The following is a 24,472-nucleotide window of genomic DNA, read 5'->3' as shown; positions in this document are numbered from 1 at the left end:
GGTGCTTTAAAGCACCGAAGGGACTGTCCCCCCTATTTATCCTCAATTATTCACTCATTTTTACTGCCGCACCAACAAATTCACGGAATAGCGGCTGCGGACGGTTTGGTCTTGAGATAAATTCTGGATGGAATTGTGATGCCACAAACCAAGGATGGTCTTTCAATTCAATGATTTCAACTAAACGGCCGTCTGGGCTTGTACCAGAGAAGACAAAGCCAGCATCCTCCATATCCTGACGGTAATGGTTGTTAAATTCATAGCGATGACGATGGCGCTCATAAATCACTTCATCCTGATAAGCCTCATAGGCTTTTGTGCCTTCAGCTAATTTACATGCCTGAATGCCAAGTCTTAGTGTTCCGCCAAGGTCCTCAATATCCTTCTGTTCAGGAAGAAGGTCAATGATTGGATGTTTCGTTTCAGGATTGATTTCAGAAGAATGGGCACCTTGCAGATTTAACACATTTCTTGCATATTCAATCGATGCCAGCTGCATGCCTAAGCAAATTCCCAAGAACGGCTTTTTCTGCTCTCGGGCATATTGGATCGCAAGGATTTTGCCTTCTACACCTCGGTCACCAAATCCGCCTGGAACAAGAATTCCATTGGCATCGCCAAGAAGTTCTGCCACATTATCCTTTGTTACTTCTTCTGCATTAACCCACTTAATGTCAATGTCAGCATCATGTGCATAACCAGCATGCTTTAATGCTTCAACAACGGAAATATAAGCATCCTGAAGCTCAACATATTTACCTACAAGTGCAATCTTCGTTGTCTTGGTTAAATGAGTAACCTTATTGACAAGCTCTTTCCACTCCGTCATGTCAGCGTCTCCGCACACAAGTTTTAGATGGTTGCAGACAATGCTGTCAAGATTTTGCTCCTGAAGTGCAAGCGGAATGGAATATAATGTATCCGCATCGCGGCATTCAATAACCGCTTCTTTATCAATATCACAGAATAAGGCAAGCTTGTCCTTCATATCTTGAGAAATTGGCATTTCTGTACGAACAACAACCACATTTGGCTGAATGCCCAAGCTTCTTAATTCCTTAACACTATGCTGAGTAGGTTTTGTTTTCATTTCGCCAGCAGCTTTAATATAAGGAACTAGCGTACAATGAATATACATCACATTATCCCGGCCAACATCACTTTTGATTTGTCTGATGGCTTCCAAGAAAGGAAGAGATTCAATATCCCCTACTGTACCGCCGATTTCAGTGATAACCACATCGGAATTTGTTTCATGTCCTGCACGGAACACTCTTTCCTTAATTTCATTTGTAATATGAGGAATAACCTGTACCGTACCGCCATTATATTCCCCGCGGCGTTCTTTTCTAAGAACCGTTGAATAAATCTTACCTGTCGTTACACTGCTATATTTTGTTAAATTAATATCAACAAAACGCTCATAGTGTCCAAGGTCTAAATCTGTTTCTGCTCCATCTGCTGTGACGAACACTTCACCATGCTGATATGGACTCATTGTTCCAGGATCCACATTTATGTATGGATCAAACTTTTGCATTGTTACGCTTAATCCGCGATTTTTCAGCAATCGGCCTAAGGAAGCTGCCGTAATCCCCTTCCCTAATGATGAAACAACGCCGCCTGTAACAAAAATATACTTTGTCATCTAAATTCCCCCTTATTACAGTTTGTGCATATTAGCTTTTATTTAACTAAATTTAGCTGACTTAACTTATCTTGATTTTGCCTGTCAATTAGGGGTTTGATTCACCTTTTGAAAAAAAACAAAAAACGCCCCGCTTACTTCATAAAAGTAAGGGAGCGCATGACTCTTCTATTGATTCGTTCCTTTTAAGGAGCCCAAAAAGTATTCTACAAGCCTGTGAAAAAAAAGTCAAGATTATAAATCTTCCTCGTCTTCATCCAGATCCAGGTCCTCATCTTCAATCACTTCATCCTCATCGCCCAGATCATATTCTTCATCATCTATAAGATCCTCTTCTAAATCCTCGTCTTCATCTTCTTCAAGAAGATCTTCGTCTACTTCTTCATCATCCAAAATCTCTTCTTCTTCCTCTTCCTCGTCATCATCAAATCCATCGATATCATCGTAATCGATATCCTCTTCATCAAGTTCATCATAATCATCAAGATCTTCGTCTTTTGCCTTTTTCTTTGATTTCTTCTTCTTCGGCTTGATTTCAGTGACGACATCTTCTTCTACCTGCTCAATTGGATACCAGACGCGAAGGCCCCAGCGGTTATCTCCCAAACCAAGGAATCGCCCGTCTATATTTATATCAGTATAAAATTGCGCAATTTTCGCCTTTACTTCTTTTTCTGATATCCCAAGAAGATTTTGGATTTCATCCATAATATCTTTAAATGCCATTGCTTCTTTCTTGTCCTTTAATAGTTCATAAGCAACCTCAATTAAAGATATTTCAAGCAATTCTTCCTTTGAGTAATCCAATAAGCTCACGATTAGCACGTCCTTTCCCTATGTAACGCTTGCATGCAAGCAAAAATACCTCTAAATTAAAATATGTTTTTCAAAAATACGTTTTATTTTAGCCGAATATGCCTGTAAACACAAGGCTATTCCAGCCTTATTATTATCCAAAATAATGCATATTCTTCATTATAAACAAATATTTGGTGTTTATGCTAGCTATATCTATCGTTTCCATTCTCATTTTCCTTACTTTGCTTTTTAGCAACCTGCCGATAGGCCAAAACAAAGAAATAAATAGAAAGCAATAAAAAAGCAGCAGACCCAAGCTGCTTCGTATAAAGAAAATAAACACCAGCCAAAACGCCCAATACAATGACAAATCTCCCTATTGCCCTCACATTCCACACATCCCAAAGAGACAGAGGGACAGGCACCTTGTCCCGCTCTCAAAATAAATAATGGGACAGGAAACCTGTCCCCTGTCCCTTAGTATTACATATTTCTGCGGTATTGTCCGCCTACTTCGTATAATGCCCGCGTAATTTGGCCGAGACTGGCAAATTTGACGGTTTCCATCAGTTCGGCAAAAATATTGCCTCCGCTCACGGCTGCTTCTTTTAAGCGATTCAGCGCCTCCGCGGACTGATCTTTATTTCGCTCCTGGAAGCTGCGCAGGTTACGGATTTGAGTTTCCTTTTCTTCCTGCGTAGCCCGCGCTAGCTCCATATTGTTCATATCTTCTTCAGACGGCGGATTTGGATTTAAATATGTGTTCACGCCAATTATCGGCAGCTCGCCACTATGCTTTTTCATTTCATAATACATGGATTCATCTTGGATTTTCCCGCGCTGGTACTGGGTTTCCATAGCACCGAGAACACCGCCGCGGTCATTGATTCTCTCGAATTCCTTTAGCACCTGTTCCTCAACCAAGTCTGTCAGTTCATCAATGATAAAGGCACCCTGAAGCGGATTTTCATTCTTTGATAATCCATGCTCCTTTGTGATAATCATCTGAATCGCCATTGCCCGTCTCACTGATTCCTCTGTTGGCGTTGTTATGGCTTCATCATACGCATTCGTGTGCAAAGAGTTACAATTATCCTGCAGAGCCATCAGTGCCTGCAGCGTTGTTCTGATATCATTAAAGTCAATTTCCTGTGCATGCAGTGATCGTCCAGAAGTCTGAACGTGGTACTTCAGCTTTTGGCTTCGTTCGTTGGCGCCATATTTTTCCCTCATCACCGTTGCCCAAATACGGCGGGCAACCCGGCCAAGCACGGTATATTCCGGATCTAGACCATTGGAGAAGAAGAATGATAGGTTTGGTGCAAAGTCATCAATATTCATTCCCCGGCTTAAATAATACTCAACATACGTAAAGCCATTCGCAAGCGTAAATGCCAGCTGCGAAATCGGGTTCGCCCCTGCCTCGGCAATGTGATAGCCAGAAATCGAAACGGAATAGTAATTGCGAACCTTTTGGTCAATAAAATACTGCTGGATATCTCCCATCATGCGCAGAGCAAATTCTGTAGAGAAAATGCATGTATTCTGGCCCTGATCCTCTTTTAAAATATCTGCCTGAACCGTGCCTCTGACTGTTTTTAACGTATACGCCCTTACTTCTTCATACTCAGTGTCTGTCAACTTCCGCCCCAGTTCATTTTCCTTTGCTTCTATTTGCTGCTCGATTGCCGTATTCATAAACATAGCCAGAATGATTGGTGCCGGACCATTAATCGTCATGGACACCGATGTCGCCGGATGGCATAAATCAAAGCCTTTATAAAGCTTCTTCATATCATCCAATGTACAAACGCTGACACCGCTTTCGCCGACCTTCCCATAGATATCTGGACGATAGTCAGGGTCCTCGCCATATAAAGTAACAGAATCAAAAGCTGTACTTAGACGCTTAGCACTGTCATCCTTAGATAAATAATGGAAACGGCGGTTTGTTCTTTCAGGCGTTCCTTCACCGGCAAACTGTCTTTTCGGATCCTCGCCTTCCCGCTTAAACGGAAATACACCTGCTGTATATGGGAAAGATCCCGGGACATTTTCCCGATACACCCAGCGGATAATCTCGCCATAGTCCTTATACTTCGGCAATGCCACCTTTGGAATGCTTAAACCAGAAAGACTTTTTGTTTTTAGCACAGTAATAATTTCTTTATCACGGATTCTTGTGACAAACTGATCACCGGAGTATTTTTCCTTTAATGCTTCCCAGCCATTTAAAATGTTCTTTGTTTCGGCCGTAAGCTTTGCTTCTGTGCTTGCTTTAATGGCCTCAAGGGAAGCGATTACTTCTGCACTTTCACCCTGCTCTTTAACCTCCAGTATCGCACCTTCCAGCTGGAATAATTTCCGGGCAAGCTCTGCCTGTTCCTCAGCTTTGCGGTGGTAAGTGCGGACGGTTTCGGATACTTCCCTTAAATAATATCTTTGCTCATTTGGAATAATGACATTTTGTTTTTCAACAACAGCATGCTTGGACAAACGCGTCTTCCAGTCAGTTCCAGCTTTTTCGTTGATTTTTTCAAGAAGTACGGCAAAAACAGCATTTGTGCCAGGATCGTTAAATTGGCTGGCAATCGTGCCGTAAACCGGCATCTCGTCTAAATCCTTTTCAAAAAGCATGCGGCTTCGCTGGAATTGCTTTTGCACCTGGCGCTTGGCATCTTCTGAGCCTTTTCGTTCAAATTTATTTATGACAATCAGATCTGCAAAGTCAATCATATCAATCTTCTCAAGCTGGGATGGAGCACCAAATTCGCTGGTCATAACGTACATAGAGACGTCACAAATTTCAGTTATTTCCGCATCCCCTTGCCCGATTCCGCTTGTTTCTACGACGATTAAATCAAAGCCTGCTGCTTTAGCAACAGAGATTGCATCCCTGATTGCCAGCGACAGTTCGGATTTTGACTTCCTTGTCGCTAAGCTTCTCATGTATACACGAGGATTAAAGATGGAATTCATCCGGATTCGGTCACCGAGAAGAGCTCCGCCTGTCTTTTGCTTTGTTGGGTCAACAGAGAGAATAGCGACTTTCTTTTCGGGAACCTCATTGATAAACCGGCGAATCAATTCGTCTGTCAGTGAGCTTTTCCCCGCTCCACCTGTACCTGTGATACCGAGGACTGGAACCTGCTTTTCCAGTGACTTTACTTTTTCCATTACAGTATCAAGCGCTGCGGCTGCTTCCTTGTCTGCACTGACATGATGTTCAGCCAACGTAATGAGCCTGGCAACGGCATTCACATTTCCATTTTGAAGGTCCTCGATTTGCTCACTTACCTCTGCAGAGAAGGTTGGGAAGTCACATTCCTCCAGCATCACATTGATCATGCCCTGAAGGCCATTTTGACGGCCATCTTCCGGCGAAAAGATTCTAGCAATCCCATAATCATGGAGCTCTTTTATTTCCTTCGGGATGATAACCCCTCCCCCTCCGCCATAAATACGGATATGGGAAGCGCCTCGCTCTTTAAGCAAGTCATACATGTATTTGAAGTATTCGACATGCCCTCCCTGGTAAGAAGAAATTGCAATCCCCTGAACGTCCTCCTGAATCGCTGCATTCACCACTTCTTCCACAGATCGGTTGTGTCCTAGATGAATCACCTCGGCTCCGCTTGCCTGAATGATTCTTCTCATGATGTTGATGGAAGCATCATGGCCATCAAACAGGCTTGAGGCCGTTACAAATCGAACATGATTTTTCGGTCTATATACTTCTGGATTCCCCATTTTACTCCTCCTGTTCTCAATATTGTTTCCCCTTATATGTTTAGCTTGGATACTGCTTCGTCGTTGACATGGATGCCATGGATAAGCAGTTCCGTCTGAAGTTCTATATACTCATCCAGCGTGTACATTTTTCTAAGGGACCAGCGGCGGAACGCCCACATCTGCCCTTGGACAAAAATATTATGGGCAATCATTTGAATCTGGTTTTCTGTCAGTTCCAGTTCCTTATTTTCCACACAGCCGCGAATAATTCGTTCAAACATTTCAACCATCTGGATTTCTTTTTTCAGCACATATGGAAGGGCATCCTTGGACAGCGCCTTGACCTCCTGATACATGACGAGAACCTCATCCTGCAACTCATCAACCACTTTAAAGTAATCCGAAATCCCCGTCTTTAAGCTTTCAAGCGTGCCCCTGTTTGTATCAAGGGCCTTCTGCAGCCGGCTGCTAACCTGGTCGTAGATGCTGTCACAGACAAGATAAAGAACATCTTCCTTTGTGCGGATATATTCATACAAAGTTCCGATACTAAATCCCGCCGCCTTGGCGATTTCCCTTGTGGTCGTCCGGTGAAACCCCTTCTCTATAAAAAGAGTCACAGCCCCCTTAATCATCTGATCCCGGCGCTTCTTCACCAGCCGCTCATCCTTCACCGACGCCTGAACCTCACGTTTCTTCATTTCACCTACCCCTTTAATCAAAAATGGATTCTGGACCTCGCTTTATCGCATCAACGCGAAGGGGGCCTGACCCCCAATGCGTTAACGCTTTAAACCAGCGGGGGTCAGGCCCCCAGTGCGGTAATGCTTTACATTGGCAGGGTGTGTTACCCTTTTATTTTGTTAGCATTCGTGAAATAACGAGGCGCTGAATTTCCTGGGTGCCTTCGTAGATTTGCGTGATTTTGGCATCACGCATGAAGCGCTCTACTGGGTAGTCTTTCGTGTAGCCATATCCGCCAAAGACTTGCACCGCGTCTGTTGTCACTTTCATCGCCGTATCTCCCGCGAAGAGCTTAGACATGGCGGACTCTTTTCCGTATGGAAGTCCTTCCGATTCAAGCCATGCTGCTTGATAGGTTAATAGTCTTGCTGCTTCAACGCTAGTTGCCATATCGGCAAGCTTGAAGCCGACTCCCTGCTGGGCAGCAATTGGCTTGCCGAATTGCACACGCTCTTTTGCATATTCTGTTGCCGCATCCAAGGCACCTTGAGCAATACCCACTGCCTGGGCAGCAATTCCATTGCGTCCGCCATCAAGCGTCATCATCGCAATTTTAAAGCCTTCTCCCACTTCACCTAGCACATTCTCCACAGGCACTTTGCAATTTTCGAAAATAATTTCCGTTGTTGGTGATGAACGGATCCCTAGTTTTTTCTCCTTCTTGCCTACTGAGAAGCCTTCAAATCCTGCTTCTACAATAAAAGCAGTTGTTCCGCGATGCTTTTCAGCCGGGTCTGTTAAGGCAAATACAACATAAATGTCTGCCACGCCGCCATTGGTAATGAAAATTTTCGAACCATTTATCACATAGTGATCGCCTTCTAAGCGGGCTGTCGTTTTCATTCCGCCTGCATCTGATCCGCTTCCAGGCTCCGTTAATCCGTATCCGCCAATTTTCTTTCCCTGTGCCATTGGCTTTAGATACTTTTGCTTTTGCTCTTCATTGCCGAACTTGTAAATTGGCCAGCCTGCCAATGAAGTATGGGCTGATAAAGTAACGCCTGTTGATGCACATACTCTTGAAAGTTCTTCGACAGCAATACAGTAGGCTAGGTAGTCACTGCCAATGCCGCCGTATTCTTCTGGCCATGGAATGCCTGTCAAACCGAGTTCAGCCATTTTATCAAAGATCTCACGGTCAAAGCGCTCCTGTTCATCGCGCTCTGCTGCCGTTGGAGCCACTTCGTTTTTCGCAAAATCGCGCACCATTTTTCTGATCATTTCATGTTCTTCAGATAACTGAAAGTTCATCTCTTGGTCCCCCTATTTATTCGGACTTTTGTCATTTTTTCTTTGTGTGAAGGTCATTTTTCTTAATTTCGGGTTGGAAATGACCTTCATGGGTTTTATGAAGGTCTTTTACCCCTTTATTTTCAGTGGACTTTGGCCTCCATCCACTATCTACAATTGCTTGCTTATAACAATCCGCTGAATTTCGCTTGTGCCCTCATAGATTTCGGTTATTTTCGCGTCGCGGAAGTAGCGTTCCACCGGGTATTCTTCCGTGTAGCCGTAGCCCCCGAACACTTGAATGGCTTCCGTTGTAACTTCCACCGCCGTTCTTGAGGCGAACAGCTTGGCAATAGAAGCCTCCTTGCTGCATTTCAGTCCTTTTTGGCGAAGGTCGGCTGCACAATAGATTAATAGCTTTGCTGCTTCAACGGCCGTTGCCATATCAGCAAGCTTGAAGCCGACGCCCTGCTGCTTGGCGATTGGCTTGCCAAACTGCACCCGTTCTTTGGCATAATCCACCGCTGCCTCGAGAGCTGCCTCTGCAATTCCTAATGCCTGGGCCGCAATCCCAATACGGCCCACATCAAGGTTTGCCATAGCAATCTTAAACCCTTCGCCTTCCTTGCCCAGAAGATTTTCTGCAGGCACACGCATATCCTCAAAACTAAGCTGAACCGTTCTTGACCCGTGGAGGCCCATTTTTTTCTCATCTTTGCCAATGACTAGGCCCGGAGTCTCTTTTTCAACAATAAAGGCGGAAATCCCCTTGCTACCTTGTGAAGGGTCTGTTGAAGCAAAGACAATATACACATCTGCTTCTCCGCCATTTGTGATGAATACCTTTGAGCCATTGATAACATAATGATCGCCGTCTTTGATGGCCTTCGATTTCAGGCTGGCCGCATCAGACCCAGCGCTAGGCTCGGTCAGGCAAAAGGCGCCAAGATATTCCCCTGCTGCAAGCTTTGGAATATACTTTTGCTTTTGCTCCTCCGTTCCAAAATAAAGAATGGGATTGGTCCCGACAGACGTATGAACGGATAGGATGACCCCAATAGTTGCACTTACTTTTGACAGCTCATTGATGGCAATAATATAAGAGACAAAGTCCATTTCCGCTCCGCCATATTTAACAGGAACAGGAATCCCCATCAGACCTAGTTGACCCATCTTTTTTAAAATTTCACGCGGGAACTCTCCCTGCTCCATACTTTCAACAAATGGAGCTATTTCCTTTTCGGCAAAATCGCGGACCATTTTCCTCATCATTTCCTGCTCTTCAGTAAATCTAAGGTTCATGTTATCTCCTCCGGTGGCTGTCATATGTTCAATCACGGGTCAAATCAGCGGCAAGTTATTCGTACGTATAGAAGCCTCTGCCCGTTTTCTTGCCGAGCCAGCCGGCTTTTACATATTTTCTTAAAAGCGGACATGGGCGATATTTATCATCACCGAATCCTTCATGCAGGGTTTCCATAATATATAGGCATGTATCAAGGCCGATAAAATCAGCTAATGTTAATGGTCCCATCGGATGATTCATGCCAAGCTTCATGACTTCATCAATCGCTTCCTTTGAAGCGACTCCTTCATAAAGCGTGAAAATGGCTTCATTGATCATCGGCATCAGCACTCTATTTGAAACAAAACCTGGAAAGTCATTGACTTCTACCGGAACCTTTTTCAGCGCCTTTGTTGTATCCTCAATCGTTTGATAGACTTCATCAGCTGTTGCCAGGCCGCGGATAATTTCTACAAGCTTCATGACGGGAACCGGGTTCATAAAATGCATACCGATTACTTTTTCCGGGCGCTTGGTTGCTGCGGCAATTTCAGTGATTGGCAGCGAGGATGTATTGCTTGCTAAAATGGCATGTTCAGGAGCAATTTCATCCAGCTGGCCAAAGATCTTTGTTTTTATTTCCATATTCTCAACAGCAGCCTCAATAATCAGGTCAGCATCTTTTGCATCATTCAAATCTGTCGAAGGAGTCAGGTTGCCTAGGACTCCCTCCATTTGTTCAGCCGTCATCCGTTCTTTTTCAACCTGGCGGGACAGGTTCTTTTTGATTACCCCAAGGCCGCGCTCAACGAATTCTGGCTTCAAATCATTTAGAAGCACGCTGTATCCTGCTTGTGCACAAACTTGAGCAATCCCTGAACCCATTTGTCCTGCGCCAATGACCATGATTTTTTGTATATTCATTTCCATTCCCCCACTGCAATAAGTTTAGTTTTTTGGTACCTCTATCATGATTGCATCCCCTTGACCGCCTCCGCTGCAGATGGCTGCAATGCCAATTCCTCCGCCGCGGCGCTTCAGTTCATGCATTAACGTTAAAATAATTCTTGCTCCGCTTGCCCCAATTGGATGTCCGAGAGCAACTGCACCGCCGTTTACATTGACCTTATCAAGATCAAGGCCTGCAATTTTTCCGCTTGTTAAAGCAACTGCAGCAAATGCTTCATTAATTTCAAATAAATCAATGTCATTAACCGTTTTCCCTGTTTTTTCAAGCAATTCATTGATGACAATCCCCGGGGTTTTCGGGAAGTCCTTTGCCTCCACAGCAACCGCTGTATGACCTAAAATCACAGCGGCAGGCTGTCTTCCTTCTTTTGCCGCTCTTTCTTCGCTCATAAGCACTAACGCAGCTGCACCGTCATTAACGCCTGGCGCATTTCCAGCTGTAATCGTTCCGCCAGCTCCAAATGCAGAGCCAAGCTTAGTCAATTTTTCCAATGAAGTATCTTTTCTTGGTGATTCATCCTCTGATACTACAATAGGAGCACCTTTTCTTTGCGGCACTTCTACCGGAACAATTTCCTCTGCGAACTTTCCTGCTTCCATCGCCGCAATAGCCAGCTGATGGCTTCTTAAAGCGAAGGCATCCTGTTCTTCTCTAGTAATCTCCAATTCTTCCGCAGCCCCATTTCCATATGTCCCCATATGTACACCGGTAAAGCTGCAGCTTAAGCCATCGTGAATCATTAAATCCTGTACTGAGGCATCACCCATTCTTAAACCCCAGCGTGCTTTCGGCAGAATGTATGGCGCATTGCTCATGGACTCCATGCCGCCGGCAACAATGACCTCTTCATCGCCAAGGCGAATAATCTGGTCACCTAATGTGACACTTCTCATGCCGGATGCACAGACTTTATTTACAGTTTCTGTCTTGACGTTCCATGGAAGCCCGGCCTTTCTGGCAGCCTGGCGGGATGGAATTTGCCCCTGTCCTCCTTGAAGAACTGTGCCCAAAATAACTTCGCCGACATCCTCTGGATTAACGCCTGCTCGATTTAGCGCTTCTTTAACTGCTATTCCTCCAAGATCAGAAGCTGAAAGACTGCTTAATCCCCCGGCAAACTTCCCAAAAGGTGTTCTGGCACCAGCTAAAATTACGGTTTTTCCCATCAAAATCGCTCCTTTGATTTTATTTGGCTAAAAAACATGGCTGATCATATACTTTGGTTCATCTTCTGAGCTGTGGACAAGATGATGACTGAACGCTCGCTCGGCTAACAGCCTGATAAATAGGAGGACAGATTCTATCCTCCAGCTGTTTTGAAAGCGCTTTATTCTTAATTCTATTTTACTCCAAAAATAGCAAAAATTGAAACACTTTATGCAAAATTCATAATTTATCAATAAAATTTTGCTGCGTTTCAATTTTTGCAAACTCTGATATTTACATGTCAGGACTGGGAAGGAACCTATCCGGGAAAGATGGACAAGGTGCCTGTCCCCGTGTCCGGTTTATGCTACGCCGCAGACGGCCTTTTCTAGGATTTCTGCCACATCGTAGGTGGAGATTTTGTCCTCTACTTCTTTTGCTTTTGTTCCGTCTGAAAGCATGGTTAAGCAGTATGGACAGCCTGAGCTGATAATAGACGAATTTGTCGCAAGCGCTTGTTCTGTCCTTGATACGTTGATGCGGTTTCCTGTTTCTTCTTCCATCCACATGAGGCCTCCGCCGGCTCCGCAGCACATCGCGGTGTCGCGGTTTCTTTCCATTTCCACAAGCTTAACACCCGGAATAGATTTTAGAATCTCACGAGGCGGATCATATACATCGTTATAGCGGCCTAAGTAACAGGAATCATGGAACGTGATCGTTTCATTGACCTCAAACTGCGGTTTCAGTCGCCCTTCTTTCACTAGATCGTAAAGAATTTCTGTATGGTGATAGACCTCTGCCTGCAAGCCAAAATCCGGATACTCATTTTTGAAAATATTGTAGGCGTGAGGATCGATTGTAACAATCTTCTTCACTTCATTCTTTTCAAATTCTTCAATGTTCTTTGTTGCAAGCTCTTGGAATAAGAACTCGTTTCCAAGACGTCTTGGCGTATCGCCGGAGTTCTTTTCTTTATTTCCGAGAATGGCAAATTTGACGCCAGCTTCATTCATTAATTTTGCAAATGAAAGAGCGATCTTCTGGCTGCGGTTGTCAAATGAACCCATGGAACCAACCCAGAATAGGTATTCAAATTCCTCTCCAGCCTTTTTCGCTTCCTTGACTGTTGGTACATATACATCCTCGCGGACTTCGCGCCAGTTTTCTTTCTCTTTGCGGTTCAACCCCCAAGGGTTTCCTTGACGTTCGATGTTTGTCATCGCACGCTGTGCATCTGGATTCATTTTTCCTTCTGTTAAAACCAGATAGCGGCGAAGGTCGATAATTTTCTCTACATGCTCGTTCATAACTGGACATTGATCTTCACAGTTACGGCAAGTAGTACATGCCCAGATTTCCTCTTCAGTAATGACATCGCCAATAAGACTCGGGCTATAGGCAAGACTGGCAGCCGCCTCCTCTGCCCCTTTTCCGGCAGAAGCTAAAGCAAGCTGATTTCCCTGAGTATTGGAAAAAGCAAATGTCGGAACCCATGGCTGCTTAGAAGTAACAGCAGCACCATAGTTCGTTAAGTGATCACGAAGCTTCACAATTAAATCCATTGGTGACAGCATTTTACCTGTACCTGTTGCCGGACACATATTTGTACAGCGTCCACATTCCACACAAGCATAGAAGTCAACCATTTGCAGCTGGGTAAAGTCTTCAATCTTACCAACACCGAAAGATTCCTGTGACTCATCTTCAAAATCAATTTTTGATAATTTACCAGGGTTATCCAGACGGTTCAAGTAAACGTTAGCCGGTCCAGCAATTAAGTGCGCATGCTTGCCCTGAGGCACGTATACTAGGAATGATAATAAGAATATTAAATGAATCCACCAGGCAACATAAAATACAACAATGGAGGCTGTTTCACCCATCCATCCTAATGCTCCTGCAATGAGAGAAGCGACAGGCTCTGACCATGCAGCTTCATGTCCATGCCAGATCATGCTTGCTCCATTCCCTAATAAAACGGAAACCATTAATCCGCCGATAAAAATAAGGACAAGACCTGATTTCCACCCTCTTTTTAAGCGGACAAGCTTTTCAATATAACGGCGATAGTAAGCCCAAATAACAGCAACCAGAATGGTTAAAGTAACTATTTCTTGAAAAAAGGTAAATGCCGGGTACAGCGGGCCAAATGGCAGGTGTGCACCAGGTTTTATCCCCTTAATAATAAAATCGATTGCGCCAAACTGAACGAGAAGAAAGCCATAGAAAAACATGACATGAATCGCACCGCTTTTCTTATCTTTTAATAGCTTCTTCTGGCCAAAAACCATGATCCAAATCTTGTTCAGACGCTCTTTTACATTGTTATCGAATTCCGTCTTTTTTCCGAGTTTGATATATTCAATTCTCGTTTTCACCACGTACACAAATAAGCTGATACCGTAAGCGGTTACAAGGAGAAATCCGATTAAGTTGACCCATAACAGTCCATTCATTCTTTGTTGCACTCCTTCCACTGATTTTTTGAAAAAGTGATCCCTTTGCAATAAATTTGAAGTTTGGAACACGGTTGAATTTTCAGAAATCACTGCTTATCCCTATTATATAATGAATGAGCACTCAGTCAACCACTTTTTATCCATTAAAAATATTATAAGAATGGCTAACTGCGGCAAAACTATGTAGGAAACCTTTTTTTCAAGGAGCCAATAGTATTGAATATTTTGATTCTTGTAATAATTATATTACTTTTACCTATCGTTTGGCTATCATTAGATTTCCATTTCGGCAAAAAAAAGCAGATTGAAAAGCCAAAAAGAAAGAATTACCCCTTCAGAAACAGCGAGTTCAAAGTATTTACGAGCGGTCCAGAATTATTTGAGGATTATTTTTTAGAATTAAAACAGGCCAAAAGGCATATCCACATCATGTTTTATATTGTAAAAAATGATGATTTCAGCCAGGAGTTTTTGCAAATTCTTAAAAACAAGGCCCAAGAAGGGCTTGAAGTCCGTCTACTCCTTGACCGGATAGGCAGTATTAAGATCAAGAAAAAGACGATTCATTCTTTGAGAGAATCAGGCGTTCAATTTTCCTTTGCCCAAAAGCCGAAGTTTCCATTTCTTTTCTACACACTGCAAACCAGAAACCACCGAAAAATTACTGTTATTGATGCAAAGATTGGCTACGTGGGTGGCTTTAACATTGGCAAGGAGTATATTAATCAGGATCAAAAATTATCTCCTTGGCGTGATTATCATTTGAAATTAACAGGTGAAGGAGTGACAGACCTGCAAAGGGAATTTTTGCAGGATTGGTCTTCAGAGACAAATGTACATCTATTGGATGAGCCGTCTTATTTTCCCGCTCAGCCTAAAAAAGGCTCGCTGCATCAGCTGATTCCATCAAAAGGCACCATTTTGGAGGAGACCTTTTCAGCCTTTATCTGCAAGGCACAGCATCAGATTATTATTGGGACCCCTTATTTTATTCCCAGCCATAGGCTTTTAAATGACCTCCTGGCTGCTTTAAAAAGAGGCGTTTCCATTTCTATTCTTATTCCGCTGACAGCTGATCATATTCTTGTAAAAGAAGCCGCCTTCCCCTACCTGCGGAAATTATTAAAAAACGGCGCTCTAGTCTACGAATATCAAAACGGTTTTTATCATGCGAAAACGGCTATTTTTGATCAGGAGGTTTGCGATATTGGCACAGCCAATTTTGACAGGCGCAGCCTTTTTTTAAACGAGGAAATCAATTGTTATATTTATGACCGGGAGTTTATCAGCAAATTGATGAGCATTATTGAAAAAGATATCAGCCACTCCAAAACATTAACCTTAAACGAACTGACCAAGCCGGATGTTAGCCGGACGTTTAAGGAATTCATTGCAAAGCTGGTTGAGGACTTTTTATAAAAAAGGGTCTTTTATATCAAGCCGTAGATTTTTACCACTTAGTTGATTGGAGCGTAGCGCCCGGAGCAGAAATCAACGGCTTATTTTAAAAGCTATAAAAAAAGGCTGGCATAATTGCCAGCCTTTATATTTACATTTTCTCAGGTGCAGATACGCCGATTAAGGATAAGGCGTTTTTCAAGGTAATTTGCACTGCTTTAATAAGTGCTACTCTTGCTTTTGAACGTTCTGGATTATCAGAGTCAAGCACTTTTTCTGCATTATAAAAGCTATGGAAAGCAGATGCCAGATCAAAGATATAGTTGGTAATTCGATGTGGAAGGCGCTTAATTGCTGCCTCGCCTACAGCTTGCGGGAATTCACCAAGCTTTTTCAATACATCCATTTCCTTCTCAGCCGAGATCAGTGAAAAATCAGCATTGCCTTCTGCTGTAATGCCCTGTTCTTCTGCCTGGCGCAGGATGCTGCAAATCCGTGCATGAGCATATTGAGCGTAATAAACAGGGTTTTCATTGGATTGAGACACAGCTAAATCCAAGTCAAAATCCAAATGAGTATCTGCACTTCTCATCGCAAAGAAATAGCGCGTAGCATCTAAGCCTACCTCTTCAACAAGGTCACGCATAGTCACGGCTTTCCCTGTACGTTTGCTCATTTTCATTTTTTCACCGTTTTTATACAGGTGAACAAGCTGAATGATCTCTACCTCAAGAGCTTCACGGTCATAGCCTAAGGCTTCAATAGCCGCCTTCATGCGCGGAATGTAGCCATGATGGTCTGCCCCCCAAATATTAATCAGCTTTTCAAAGCCGCGTTCAAGCTTGTCCTTATGATAGGCAATATCCGGTGTTAAGTACGTATAAGAACCATCGTTTTTAATTAGCACACGGTCCTTATCATCGCCAAAAGTGGTTGAACGGAACCAAGTGGCACCGTCTTCCTCGTAGATATGGCCATTATCTTTAAGCGCTTGTAACGCTTTGTCAATTTTTCCGTTGTTATATAAAGAAGTCTCCGAATACCACACATCAAATGGAACGCGGAATTCCTCAAGATCAGCTTTCAGCTTTGCCATCTCATATTTGAGGCCGTATTCTCTAAAAAACTGGAAACGTTCCTGTTCATCGGTATTGACATACTTGTCGCCAAACTCATCTGCCAGCTTCTTCCCAATGCCAATAATATCCTCGCCATGATAGCCATCTGCCGGCATTTCCTTATCCATGCCTAATGCTTGAAAATAGCGGGCTTCAACGGACAAAGCCAGATTATTAATCTGATTTCCTGCATCATTAATATAATATTCCCGGCTTACATCGAAGCCTGCTTTATCCAGAATATTGCATAGGGAATCACCCACGGCCGCACCGCGGGCATGGCCAAGATGCAGATCGCCGGTCGGGTTGGCAGAGACAAACTCCACCTGAACCTTTTGATTGTTCCCGATGGCAGTTTCGCCGTATTTGTCCCCTGCTTCTAAAACGGCCGGAATAAGATTAGTTAAATAGCTGTTATCCATGTGAAAATTGATAAATCCGGGTCCAGCTATTTCAATTTTTTGAATAGACGCTTTCGTCTTGTCAAAATGAGCAATCAGTTCCTCAGCAATCATTTTTGGCGCCTTTTTTGCCACCCGCGCCAGCTGCATGGCCATATTAGTAGAATAATCACCATGGGCCTTTTCTTTTGGAATTTCTAAAATGACAGCCGGTATTTGCTCTTCAGAAGCCAGATTTGCCTTAAGAACGGCATCTTTAATTTCTTCTTTCAGTTTATTTTGCATCTGCTCCACACTATTCAATGTTTTTCTTCCTCCTTTTCAAAAGTAATTGATAAATGATATGTACCTGTATTCGCACCTTGCATGTTCAAGTCATATAAGATGTCAATGGACCCGTGGCCCTTCTGTTGATCAAAAAGATGTTCAAGTCTTTTCGTCACAGTGCCCATTTCAAGCACACCATATGGGGTATGGTAATTACCTGTCAATCTTTTATTCATTTTAAAGGGAAGCTTCATTTTGACAGCTCCGCTCCGCATAATCATGCCCTCTTCTTCAGTCATTTTGATGATGGTGTTCGCCATTCCTTGCTCCATCGCTTCATCATACTGAAGATATCGTGCATTTTCCTTCAAATAGTATCGGCCAAAGGCGGTTAATTCAAAAGTATTTTTCTCGTTTCCGTCATAGATATCTGTTTTTACCTTTATTTTAACAGGCACCTGATCCGCACGTCCTGCAGACATCAGCACCACATCCTTTTTATTATAGTAGAAAGCGGCGAAGGGTTCTAGTCAGCTAATGGAAAAAACGGAGACATCGAGTCTCCGTTTGCTATTGTTATTTGAGAAAAAGTAAGTATCACTTTTCAACTTCGAGAAATGTCTTGCTCTAGGCACCGATAAGCGGGCGCCTTACGCCTTTCTCATACCCAGCCTAGAATCATTTCGCGAATGAGCTTGCTTGCCGTGTTGGCTGTTTGCTCAGATGGATCATAGATTGGCGCTACCTCTACAAGGTCACAGCCGACGACCTTCACATCAGAGCGGGCAATTTCATGAATCGATGCCAATAGCTCCTTGGAGGTAATTCCGCCTGCATCAACTGTTCCTGTCCCAGGTGCATGCGCAGGGTCTAAAACATCAATGTCAATTGTAACATAAACTGGACGTCCGGCAAGCTTTGGAAGTATCTGCTTTAATGGTTCAAGCACCTCAAATTTTGAGATATGCATACCTGCTTCTTTTGCCCATTGAAATTCTTCCTTCATCCCGGAGCGGATTCCAAATGAGTAAATATTTTCAGCCCCCATTAACCCGCATGCCTTTCGAATCGGCGTGGAGTGAGACAGCGGCTCTCCCTCATAATTTTCCCGCAGATCTGTATGGGCATCCATATGGATTACAGCAAGATCCGGATACTTTTTATAGACTGCTTTAATAACTGGCCATGAAACTAAATGCTCTCCGCCTAGGCCAATCGGAAATTTATTTTCCGACATCAGTTTATCCACATATTCCTCAATTAAATCAATGCTTTTCTGTGGGTTTCCAAAAGGCAGAGGAATATCGCCGGCATCGAAATATTTTACCTCCTCTAATTCACGATCTAAATAAGGGCTGTATTCTTCAAGTCCGATCGATACCTCTCGGATGCGGGCAGGGCCGAAGCGTGACCCTGGACGATAGCTTACTGTCCAGTCCATCGGCATGCCGTAAATGACTGCCTGGCTTTCTTCATAATTCGGATGACTTTTAATAAATACATTTCCTGAATAAGCTTCATCAAATCGCACAGCCGTCAACCTCCCTTATTTTGTTAAGTCCTGGACAAATTTAGGAAGCACGAAAGCCGCGTGATGCAGCTCTTTTGTATAATACTTTGTTTCAATTTCATGGAAGCTGTCTTCGCTTACCTCTAAAGGATCATACTTCTTAGAACCAAGTGTGAACGCCCACATGCCGCTTGGATACGTAGGAATATTGGCTACATATAAGCGAGTGATTGGAAAAATCTCTCTTACATCTCTTTGAACATTTCTGATTAGATCCGCTTTAAACCATGGATTGTCAGATTGTGCAACAAAGATGCCATCTTCTTTCAAAGCTTTGGAGATTCCAGCATAGAAGCCTTTTGTGAACAGGTTTACTGCCGGTCCAACTGGCTCAGTGGAGTCAACCATGATCACATCATATTCATTTTCGCTTTCAGCGATATGCATAAAGCCGTCTCCAACCTTCACGTCTACACGAGGGTCGTCTAGCATGCCAGCAATTTCCGGAAGATATTTTTTCGAATACTCGATTACCTTTCCGTCGATATCAACAAGCGTCGCCTTCTTTACACTTGGATGTTTAAGAACCTCACGGATAACCCCGCCGTCTCCACCGCCGACAACAAGAATATTTTCCGGATTTGGATGAGTAAATAGCGGCACATGTGCAACCATTTCATGATAGACAAATTCGTCTTTCACAGAGGTCATCACCATGCCGTCCAGCAATAGCATGTTCCCCCACTCTTGGGTTTCAACCATTTCAAGCATTTGAAAATCTGTTTGTTCTGTATGTAAAGTTCTTTTTACCTTCATAGTAATTCCAAAGTTATCAGTCTGTTTTTCAGTAAACCAAAGTCCGCCCATTTTATGGATCATTCCTTTCATAACGAATTCTTATTTATATTTTCCAAATTTGCTGCTTCCTATCAGGAAATACGAATTAAGCTTTATTTTTGGTCAGATAGTGTTAATTTTTCTTCTGCGAGAACTGCCCAGCCCAAGGCTTGCTAAACGGGCACCTTGCGTTTTTCATATCTAACCAGAAAAAGTATAGATGAATCTAGTAAAAATGCAAGAAAAAATTGCATTTGCTAGATAAAAATGTTTAAAACCCCAATATTTTTTCAATACTAAGAATGAATTGATTTGGCAGGAAAAGCGTATATGCCTTTGCACAGGCCTTAGGGTATGTAGCCGTAAACTGAGCAGGACGCTAGCACTGGACAAGAAATGGGGTGATTACTATCGAACTTATAACGGGCAAACATATGAAGAGGGCAGGCAAGTATTTTCGAGGTTTATTTTTTATTAGCTTAATTGGATGTGTCTTTACTGCTTTATGCCTTGCTGGTGTTCTTCTTTATGCGAAGATTCTCGGTCCCCCGCCGCTTGCTGTGCCGCAGTCGACTTTATTTTATTCCGATGATGGAACTGTTATCGGGGAAAGCCATAACGGGCAAAAGCGCTACTGGATGGAGCTTGAGGATATAAGCCCCCATTTAGTCGATGCGACTGTCTCAATTGAAGACAGAAAATTCTATACCCACCATGGATTTGATTATATAAGAATAGCAGGTGCTGTTTTTGCGGATATAAAAGCAATGGCAAAGGTTCAGGGTGCAAGTACGATTACCCAGCAGTATGCGCGAAACCTTTTTCTAGAACATGATAAGACATGGAAAAGGAAAATCAAAGAGGCCTTTTATACAATCAGGCTGGAGATGAGTTATTCAAAAGAGGAAATCCTTGAGGGCTATCTAAATACGATTTATTACGGGAATGGCGCTTATGGTGCTGAAGCAGCAAGCCAGTTCTATTTTGGAAAAAGCGCTAGCGACCTGTCATTGGCAGAAGCCTCCCTTCTGGCAGGCATTCCAAAAGGAGCAGGCCTCTACTCCCCATTGGTGTCAAAAGAAAATGCCAAAGCACGGCAAAAAATCATTCTAAACTCAATGGTTGAGAACAGCTATATTGATAAAAAATCTGCAGAGGCCGCATATAATGAATCTTTAACTGTTGTGGGTAAACATTTATATACAAAAGCTGAAGTTGTTGCCCCCTACTTCCAGGATGCCGTTCGGCAGGCCCTTAAAAAGGAATTGAAGTTAGACGACCGGGTCATTGAACTTGGGGGATTAAGGGTATATACAACCCTTGATTTAAAGCAGCAGGAGATTGCCGAAAAGACAGTGGCCCGAATCATCCCTGATGAGTCCGACATACAGGCTGCTCTTGTTTCGATGAATCCAAAAAACGGACATGTGAAGGCAATGGTTGGCGGGAGAAGCTATGAGGAAAGTCCATTTAACCGGGCTGTGCAGGCCGTCCGCCAGCCTGGATCTACCATTAAGCCGCTGCTTTACTATGCAGCTCTGGAGCATGGGTTTACTCCTTCTACACTGATGCGAAGCGAAGAAACAACCTTCCGCTTTGAGGACAGGCCTGACTATTCTCCAAGCAATTTTAATAGCCAATATGCAAAAGGCGATATTACGATGGCCCAAGCGCTTGCTGTATCTGACAACATCTATGCAATTAAAACACATTTATTCCTTGGAGAAGATACACTTGTGAAAACAGCCAAAAAGTTTGGCATCAAGTCAGCCATGAAAGAGGTTCCCTCTCTTGCTCTTGGCACATCCGGGGTCAAAGTGATTGAAATGGCGAACGCGTATAGCATGTTAGCCAACGGCGGCAAGCAAACCGAACCTGTATTTATCAAGAAAGTAGAAAGCTATAATGGCGAAGTGATCTATGAACGGAAAAATTCCGATACCGCTGTTCTTCGATCTGACCTCGCCTATGTGATGACCCATATGATGACGGGTGTGTTTGACCGGAAGCTTAATGGCTATACGAGCGTGACTGGCAGTTCGATCATCGATGATATCACAAGGACCTATGCGGGCAAATCAGGATCCACAGATACAGACAGCTGGATGATCGGCTATTCCCCGCAGCTCGTCTCTGCTGTCTGGACAGGTTACGATAAAGGAAAAACCATTCATTTAACAGCCGATAAACTGTACGCAAAAAATATTTGGGTCCATTTTATGGAGGATGCTCTTAAAGACACCCCTGCAAAAGGCTTTAAGGCAGTGAAAGGTACGGTTGGCGTCTATGTGAACCCGGAAAACGGCAAGCTCGCCACCGAACAATGCCCAGTCAAACGATTCACATACTTTGCCGAGGGCACTGAACCAACCGAATACTGTACAGAGCACATCTCGCACGAAGAAAAGCCGGCAGAAAAGGCAAAAGAAACGAAAAAGCCTTGGTATAAGAAGCTGTTTGATTGGTTTTGATTGGAAAGCGAAAGGCGCCTGAGGCTGGACGATCTGACCGTTAAATGCCTCTTTTAGGCGCTCCAATTAACTAAGTGGTAAAAAGTTCTATATAAAGTGAAAAACCTCGGAGTGTGTTTCTCCGAGGTTTTTCTGTCCTAGTTTTACATTAGTGTCTTCACACTGTTAAATAGTTTACCTTTTTTTATGAGGTTTGGGCAAGTATTTAGAAATTTTCGTCGTAAATCTGTCACAAATTCGTCATACATATGATTTTTTTTCCTAATTCACTTGCAAATCATCTTTAAGCTTCTGTTCAGATCTTTCCCACATGCCAGCATTATGATTTTGCAAAAACCCAGCAAGGATCTTTTTAGATTTATCGTCCATATGATCAACAATAATATGCCTTTTGATTGATTTATCCATTTTATTCACATGGTCCGCTAAGATTTTATATCCGCGGCGGATCGACCGGTCAACTGTCATGTAACAGGCGGTTACTCCGGCATAATACGGGCCTTCCTCTTTCCTGTCAATTGTCACCCAGACGAGCCAATATGGCTTTCCATTTGGAACCTCTTCTTCGTTGGTTAAAAATTTAATTCCTTTTTCAACAGGGCTGCGGGCATGCATAGCCCCAATTTCAATGGCTGCTTCGCCTTCTTCCACATCAATGATGACTGGTGAAACATTATCAAGACTTAGGGAACCGGAACCAAATCCGCCATGCCCCTCTGTCGGGTCATTTTTAATAATATTAAAGCCAATATTCTTCTTTTTCTTTTCTTCCAAAGTCAAATTCCTCCTTTTTCAAAAGGCCATGTTCCTGTCATTCTTACATAAATATTGCCGAAAAGAAAGCGTTCAGTCCGTTCGATACAACAGGCAGTACAGTACTGAAGATGGGTTGAATGGTGTAACGGTCCAGAGGTGTGATAACAAGAATCAAAAAGATGACAGATCCGTAAGCTTCGTACTGTGTCAGCTTTGGCCTGATGTCATTGGGAACTAAATCTTCCACAATGCGATACCCGTCCAGCGGCGGAAACGGAAGCAAATTAAAAATGAATAAAACTAGATTCAGATGAATAAATAGGTTTAAAAATTCCGGCACATAGGCAGGGAGGCTCGCCGCAGCGCCAAACGCAAGCAATAGGTACCAAACAAGATATCCCAGAGCAGCTAAAATCAGATTGCTAATCGGCCCTGCAATCGAGACACAAATCCCGGCAAGCCGAGGATTTTTAAAGAAAAATCTGTTAACCGGAACAGGCCGGGCCCAGCCAAAGCCGGCTATAAAAATGAGGATGGTTCCAAAAGGATCTAGATGCTGAATCGGATTTAATGTTAGTCTCCCCTGATTCTTTGCCGTCGGATCGCCGAATTTATACGCAACAAAGGCATGAGCGAACTCGTGGACGGTAAAAGCAGCCATTAATGTAATCACAACATACGGGATTTCCCTCAGTGAAAAGGCCAAAAATTGATCCAACTATCAAAACCCCTTTAATAAAGTGATAAACTGTTTATTTTCAAATTATAATAAAGTATACACGAAAAGAACATGAAAGTGAAAAAGAGAGTATCCTTTAGAACTTGCAAGATTCTAAATTTTGTGGAAAACTAACATTAATAAAATTTAAATGGCGTGTTAAACATTACCGTCTAACACAGCCCTATAAAAGGAGACTTTCGCCATGCCATATGTAACTGTTAAGATGCTTGAAGGCCGTTCAGAGGACCAGAAAAAGGCGCTTGTTGAAAAAGTAACCGACGCCGTAGTAGAAACAACAGGAGCTTCAAAAGAAGCCGTTGTTGTCTTCATCGAAGAAATGTCCAGAAACCACTACGCCGTTGCTGGCAAACGCTACAGCGACAAATAAATCCGCTTTAGCACAGCAACGCAACGGGGGCCTGTCCCCCGTTGCTTTAAAGCGCGAAAAAGCCAGACTCAGTGTCTGGCTTTTTCTTGTAAGCTTTCAATATATGCATAGGCGGTGTCAATTTCTTCTTCGGTGTATTTCTGCTTGCTTTTGAGCGTGAATACTTTCTCTTTTACTTCGTCTTTTGGAAGATTATCAAAATATAAAACCGTTGAAACTAGCTCGAGGAATCGCGCACTCTGATTGTTCATATCCTCCAGGCAGCTGTTTAGGTTTGGCATCTCAACGGCATTGAGGCCTAAGAATTCCTTCCCGTTATCGGTCAGCGTGTAGCGGTATTGGTAGTAGCCGCCCTTCTTTTCTTTTATTTCATTTAAAAACCCCATATTGCAGAGCTCTTCCACTCTTAATGTCAGTTCCTCGGAATAAGGTCCGTAAAAATGAAATTGAAATCTTTCTTGAAAGGGAAAGTCCATCTTTTTCGCGATATAAATCATTTTCTGCAGCTTTTTCCGGCCAATGATTTCTTCAGAAGCTGCGATCGCATGCATGATTTTGGCATGATCTTTTAACAAGAATCTTCAACTCCT

General features: G+C 43.2%; 20 protein-coding genes. 3 read left to right on the top strand and 17 right to left on the bottom strand.

Features of this window, described 5'->3' with window-relative positions:
• Window positions 1-46: 46 nt before the first annotated feature.
• The 10 genes from pyrG to AC1Q59_RS14555 all read right to left on the bottom strand — a co-directional run bounded on the left by pyrG (window position 47) and on the right by AC1Q59_RS14555 (window position 14,012).
• Entirely contained in the window at window positions 47-1,648 is a 1,602-nt protein-coding gene (pyrG, locus tag AC1Q59_RS14600; protein WP_492366579.1) for a CTP synthase, read from the bottom strand.
• Window positions 1,649-1,882: 234 nt separating this feature from the next.
• A complete protein-coding gene (rpoE, locus tag AC1Q59_RS14595) occupies window positions 1,883-2,464 on the bottom strand; it encodes a DNA-directed RNA polymerase subunit delta (protein ID WP_492366578.1) in 582 nt (193 codons plus the stop codon).
• A 185-nt stretch (window positions 2,465-2,649) separates the two neighbouring features.
• A complete protein-coding gene (locus AC1Q59_RS14590; protein WP_492366577.1) occupies window positions 2,650-2,835 on the bottom strand; it encodes a hypothetical protein in 186 nt (61 codons plus the stop codon).
• Between the two features lie 94 nt (window positions 2,836-2,929).
• Complete coding sequence (gene icmF, locus AC1Q59_RS14585; RefSeq protein WP_492366576.1) at window positions 2,930-6,196, bottom strand: fused isobutyryl-CoA mutase/GTPase IcmF; 3,267 nt, start codon at window positions 6,194-6,196, stop codon at window positions 2,930-2,932.
• Between the two features lie 32 nt (window positions 6,197-6,228).
• Complete coding sequence (locus AC1Q59_RS14580; RefSeq protein ID WP_492366575.1) at window positions 6,229-6,879, bottom strand: TetR/AcrR family transcriptional regulator; 651 nt, start codon at window positions 6,877-6,879, stop codon at window positions 6,229-6,231.
• A 154-nt stretch (window positions 6,880-7,033) separates the two neighbouring features.
• Window positions 7,034-8,173, bottom strand: coding sequence for an acyl-CoA dehydrogenase (locus AC1Q59_RS14575; RefSeq protein WP_492366574.1), 1,140 nt, complete (start codon window positions 8,171-8,173; stop codon window positions 7,034-7,036).
• Between the two features lie 150 nt (window positions 8,174-8,323).
• Window positions 8,324-9,454 (bottom strand): acyl-CoA dehydrogenase, encoded by a 1,131-nt coding sequence (locus tag AC1Q59_RS14570; protein ID WP_492366573.1) that lies wholly within the window; start codon window positions 9,452-9,454, stop codon window positions 8,324-8,326.
• 55 nt (window positions 9,455-9,509) lie between these two features.
• Window positions 9,510-10,361 (bottom strand): 3-hydroxybutyryl-CoA dehydrogenase, encoded by an 852-nt coding sequence (locus AC1Q59_RS14565; protein ID WP_492366572.1) that lies wholly within the window; start codon window positions 10,359-10,361, stop codon window positions 9,510-9,512.
• A 24-nt stretch (window positions 10,362-10,385) separates the two neighbouring features.
• Entirely contained in the window at window positions 10,386-11,573 is a 1,188-nt protein-coding gene (locus AC1Q59_RS14560) for an acetyl-CoA C-acetyltransferase (protein ID WP_492366571.1), read from the bottom strand.
• 342 nt (window positions 11,574-11,915) lie between these two features.
• The gene (locus tag AC1Q59_RS14555; RefSeq protein ID WP_492366570.1) at window positions 11,916-14,012 is read right to left on the bottom strand and encodes a (Fe-S)-binding protein; all 2,097 of its coding nucleotides are present in this window, start codon (window positions 14,010-14,012) and stop codon (window positions 11,916-11,918) included.
• Window positions 14,013-14,231: 219 nt separating this feature from the next.
• Here AC1Q59_RS14555 and cls point away from each other — a divergent pair, with 219 nt between their 5' ends.
• On the top strand, window positions 14,232-15,434 hold the full coding sequence (gene cls, locus AC1Q59_RS14550; protein ID WP_492366569.1) for a cardiolipin synthase: 1,203 nt from the start codon (window positions 14,232-14,234) through the stop codon (window positions 15,432-15,434).
• A gap of 130 nt (window positions 15,435-15,564) precedes the next feature.
• Here cls and argS read toward each other — a convergent pair whose 3' ends face one another.
• The 4 genes from argS to speE all read right to left on the bottom strand — a co-directional run bounded on the left by argS (window position 15,565) and on the right by speE (window position 19,576).
• Window positions 15,565-17,235 (bottom strand): arginine--tRNA ligase, encoded by a 1,671-nt coding sequence (argS, locus tag AC1Q59_RS14545; protein ID WP_492366568.1) that lies wholly within the window; start codon window positions 17,233-17,235, stop codon window positions 15,565-15,567.
• Window positions 17,232-17,681 carry a YwiB family protein gene (locus tag AC1Q59_RS14540; RefSeq protein ID WP_492366567.1) on the bottom strand — a complete coding sequence of 150 codons (450 nt, stop codon included), beginning with the start codon at window positions 17,679-17,681 and terminating at the stop codon, window positions 17,232-17,234. Before AC1Q59_RS14540 ends, argS begins: the two co-directional genes overlap by 4 nt.
• Before the next feature lie 179 nt (window positions 17,682-17,860).
• Window positions 17,861-18,730, bottom strand: a complete 870-nt coding sequence (gene speB, locus AC1Q59_RS14535; RefSeq protein ID WP_492366566.1) for an agmatinase — start codon at window positions 18,728-18,730, stop codon at window positions 17,861-17,863.
• Between the two features lie 15 nt (window positions 18,731-18,745).
• Window positions 18,746-19,576, bottom strand: a complete 831-nt coding sequence (gene speE, locus AC1Q59_RS14530; protein WP_492366659.1) for a spermidine synthase — start codon at window positions 19,574-19,576, stop codon at window positions 18,746-18,748.
• 404 nt (window positions 19,577-19,980) lie between these two features.
• Here speE and AC1Q59_RS14525 point away from each other — a divergent pair, with 404 nt between their 5' ends.
• Window positions 19,981-22,017 (top strand): transglycosylase domain-containing protein, encoded by a 2,037-nt coding sequence (locus AC1Q59_RS14525; protein WP_492366565.1) that lies wholly within the window; start codon window positions 19,981-19,983, stop codon window positions 22,015-22,017.
• 261 nt (window positions 22,018-22,278) lie between these two features.
• On the opposite strand, the gene AC1Q59_RS14520 is transcribed toward AC1Q59_RS14525, so the two are convergent.
• Both AC1Q59_RS14520 and AC1Q59_RS14515 read right to left on the bottom strand, forming a co-directional pair.
• Window positions 22,279-22,791, bottom strand: coding sequence for a YwhD family protein (locus tag AC1Q59_RS14520; RefSeq protein ID WP_492366564.1), 513 nt, complete (start codon window positions 22,789-22,791; stop codon window positions 22,279-22,281).
• A gap of 43 nt (window positions 22,792-22,834) precedes the next feature.
• Window positions 22,835-23,491: a site-2 protease family protein gene (locus tag AC1Q59_RS14515; protein WP_492366563.1), complete on the bottom strand. Its 657-nt coding sequence runs from the start codon at window positions 23,489-23,491 to the stop codon at window positions 22,835-22,837.
• Window positions 23,492-23,696: 205 nt separating this feature from the next.
• On the opposite strand from AC1Q59_RS14515, the gene thmT reads away from it, so the two are divergent.
• Window positions 23,697-23,882 (top strand): 2-hydroxymuconate tautomerase, encoded by a 186-nt coding sequence (gene thmT, locus AC1Q59_RS14510; protein WP_492366562.1) that lies wholly within the window; start codon window positions 23,697-23,699, stop codon window positions 23,880-23,882.
• A gap of 68 nt (window positions 23,883-23,950) precedes the next feature.
• Here the strand turns inward: thmT and AC1Q59_RS14505 are convergent, their stop codons facing one another.
• Window positions 23,951-24,457 (bottom strand): YwgA family protein, encoded by a 507-nt coding sequence (locus AC1Q59_RS14505; protein ID WP_492366561.1) that lies wholly within the window; start codon window positions 24,455-24,457, stop codon window positions 23,951-23,953.
• Window positions 24,458-24,472: the final 15 nt, after the last annotated feature.

The sequence above is a fragment of the Cytobacillus sp. MT66 genome (assembly GCF_058792595.1).
Note: the sequence above shows the minus strand (reverse complement) of the source record. Positions and strands in the feature narration are given on the sequence as shown.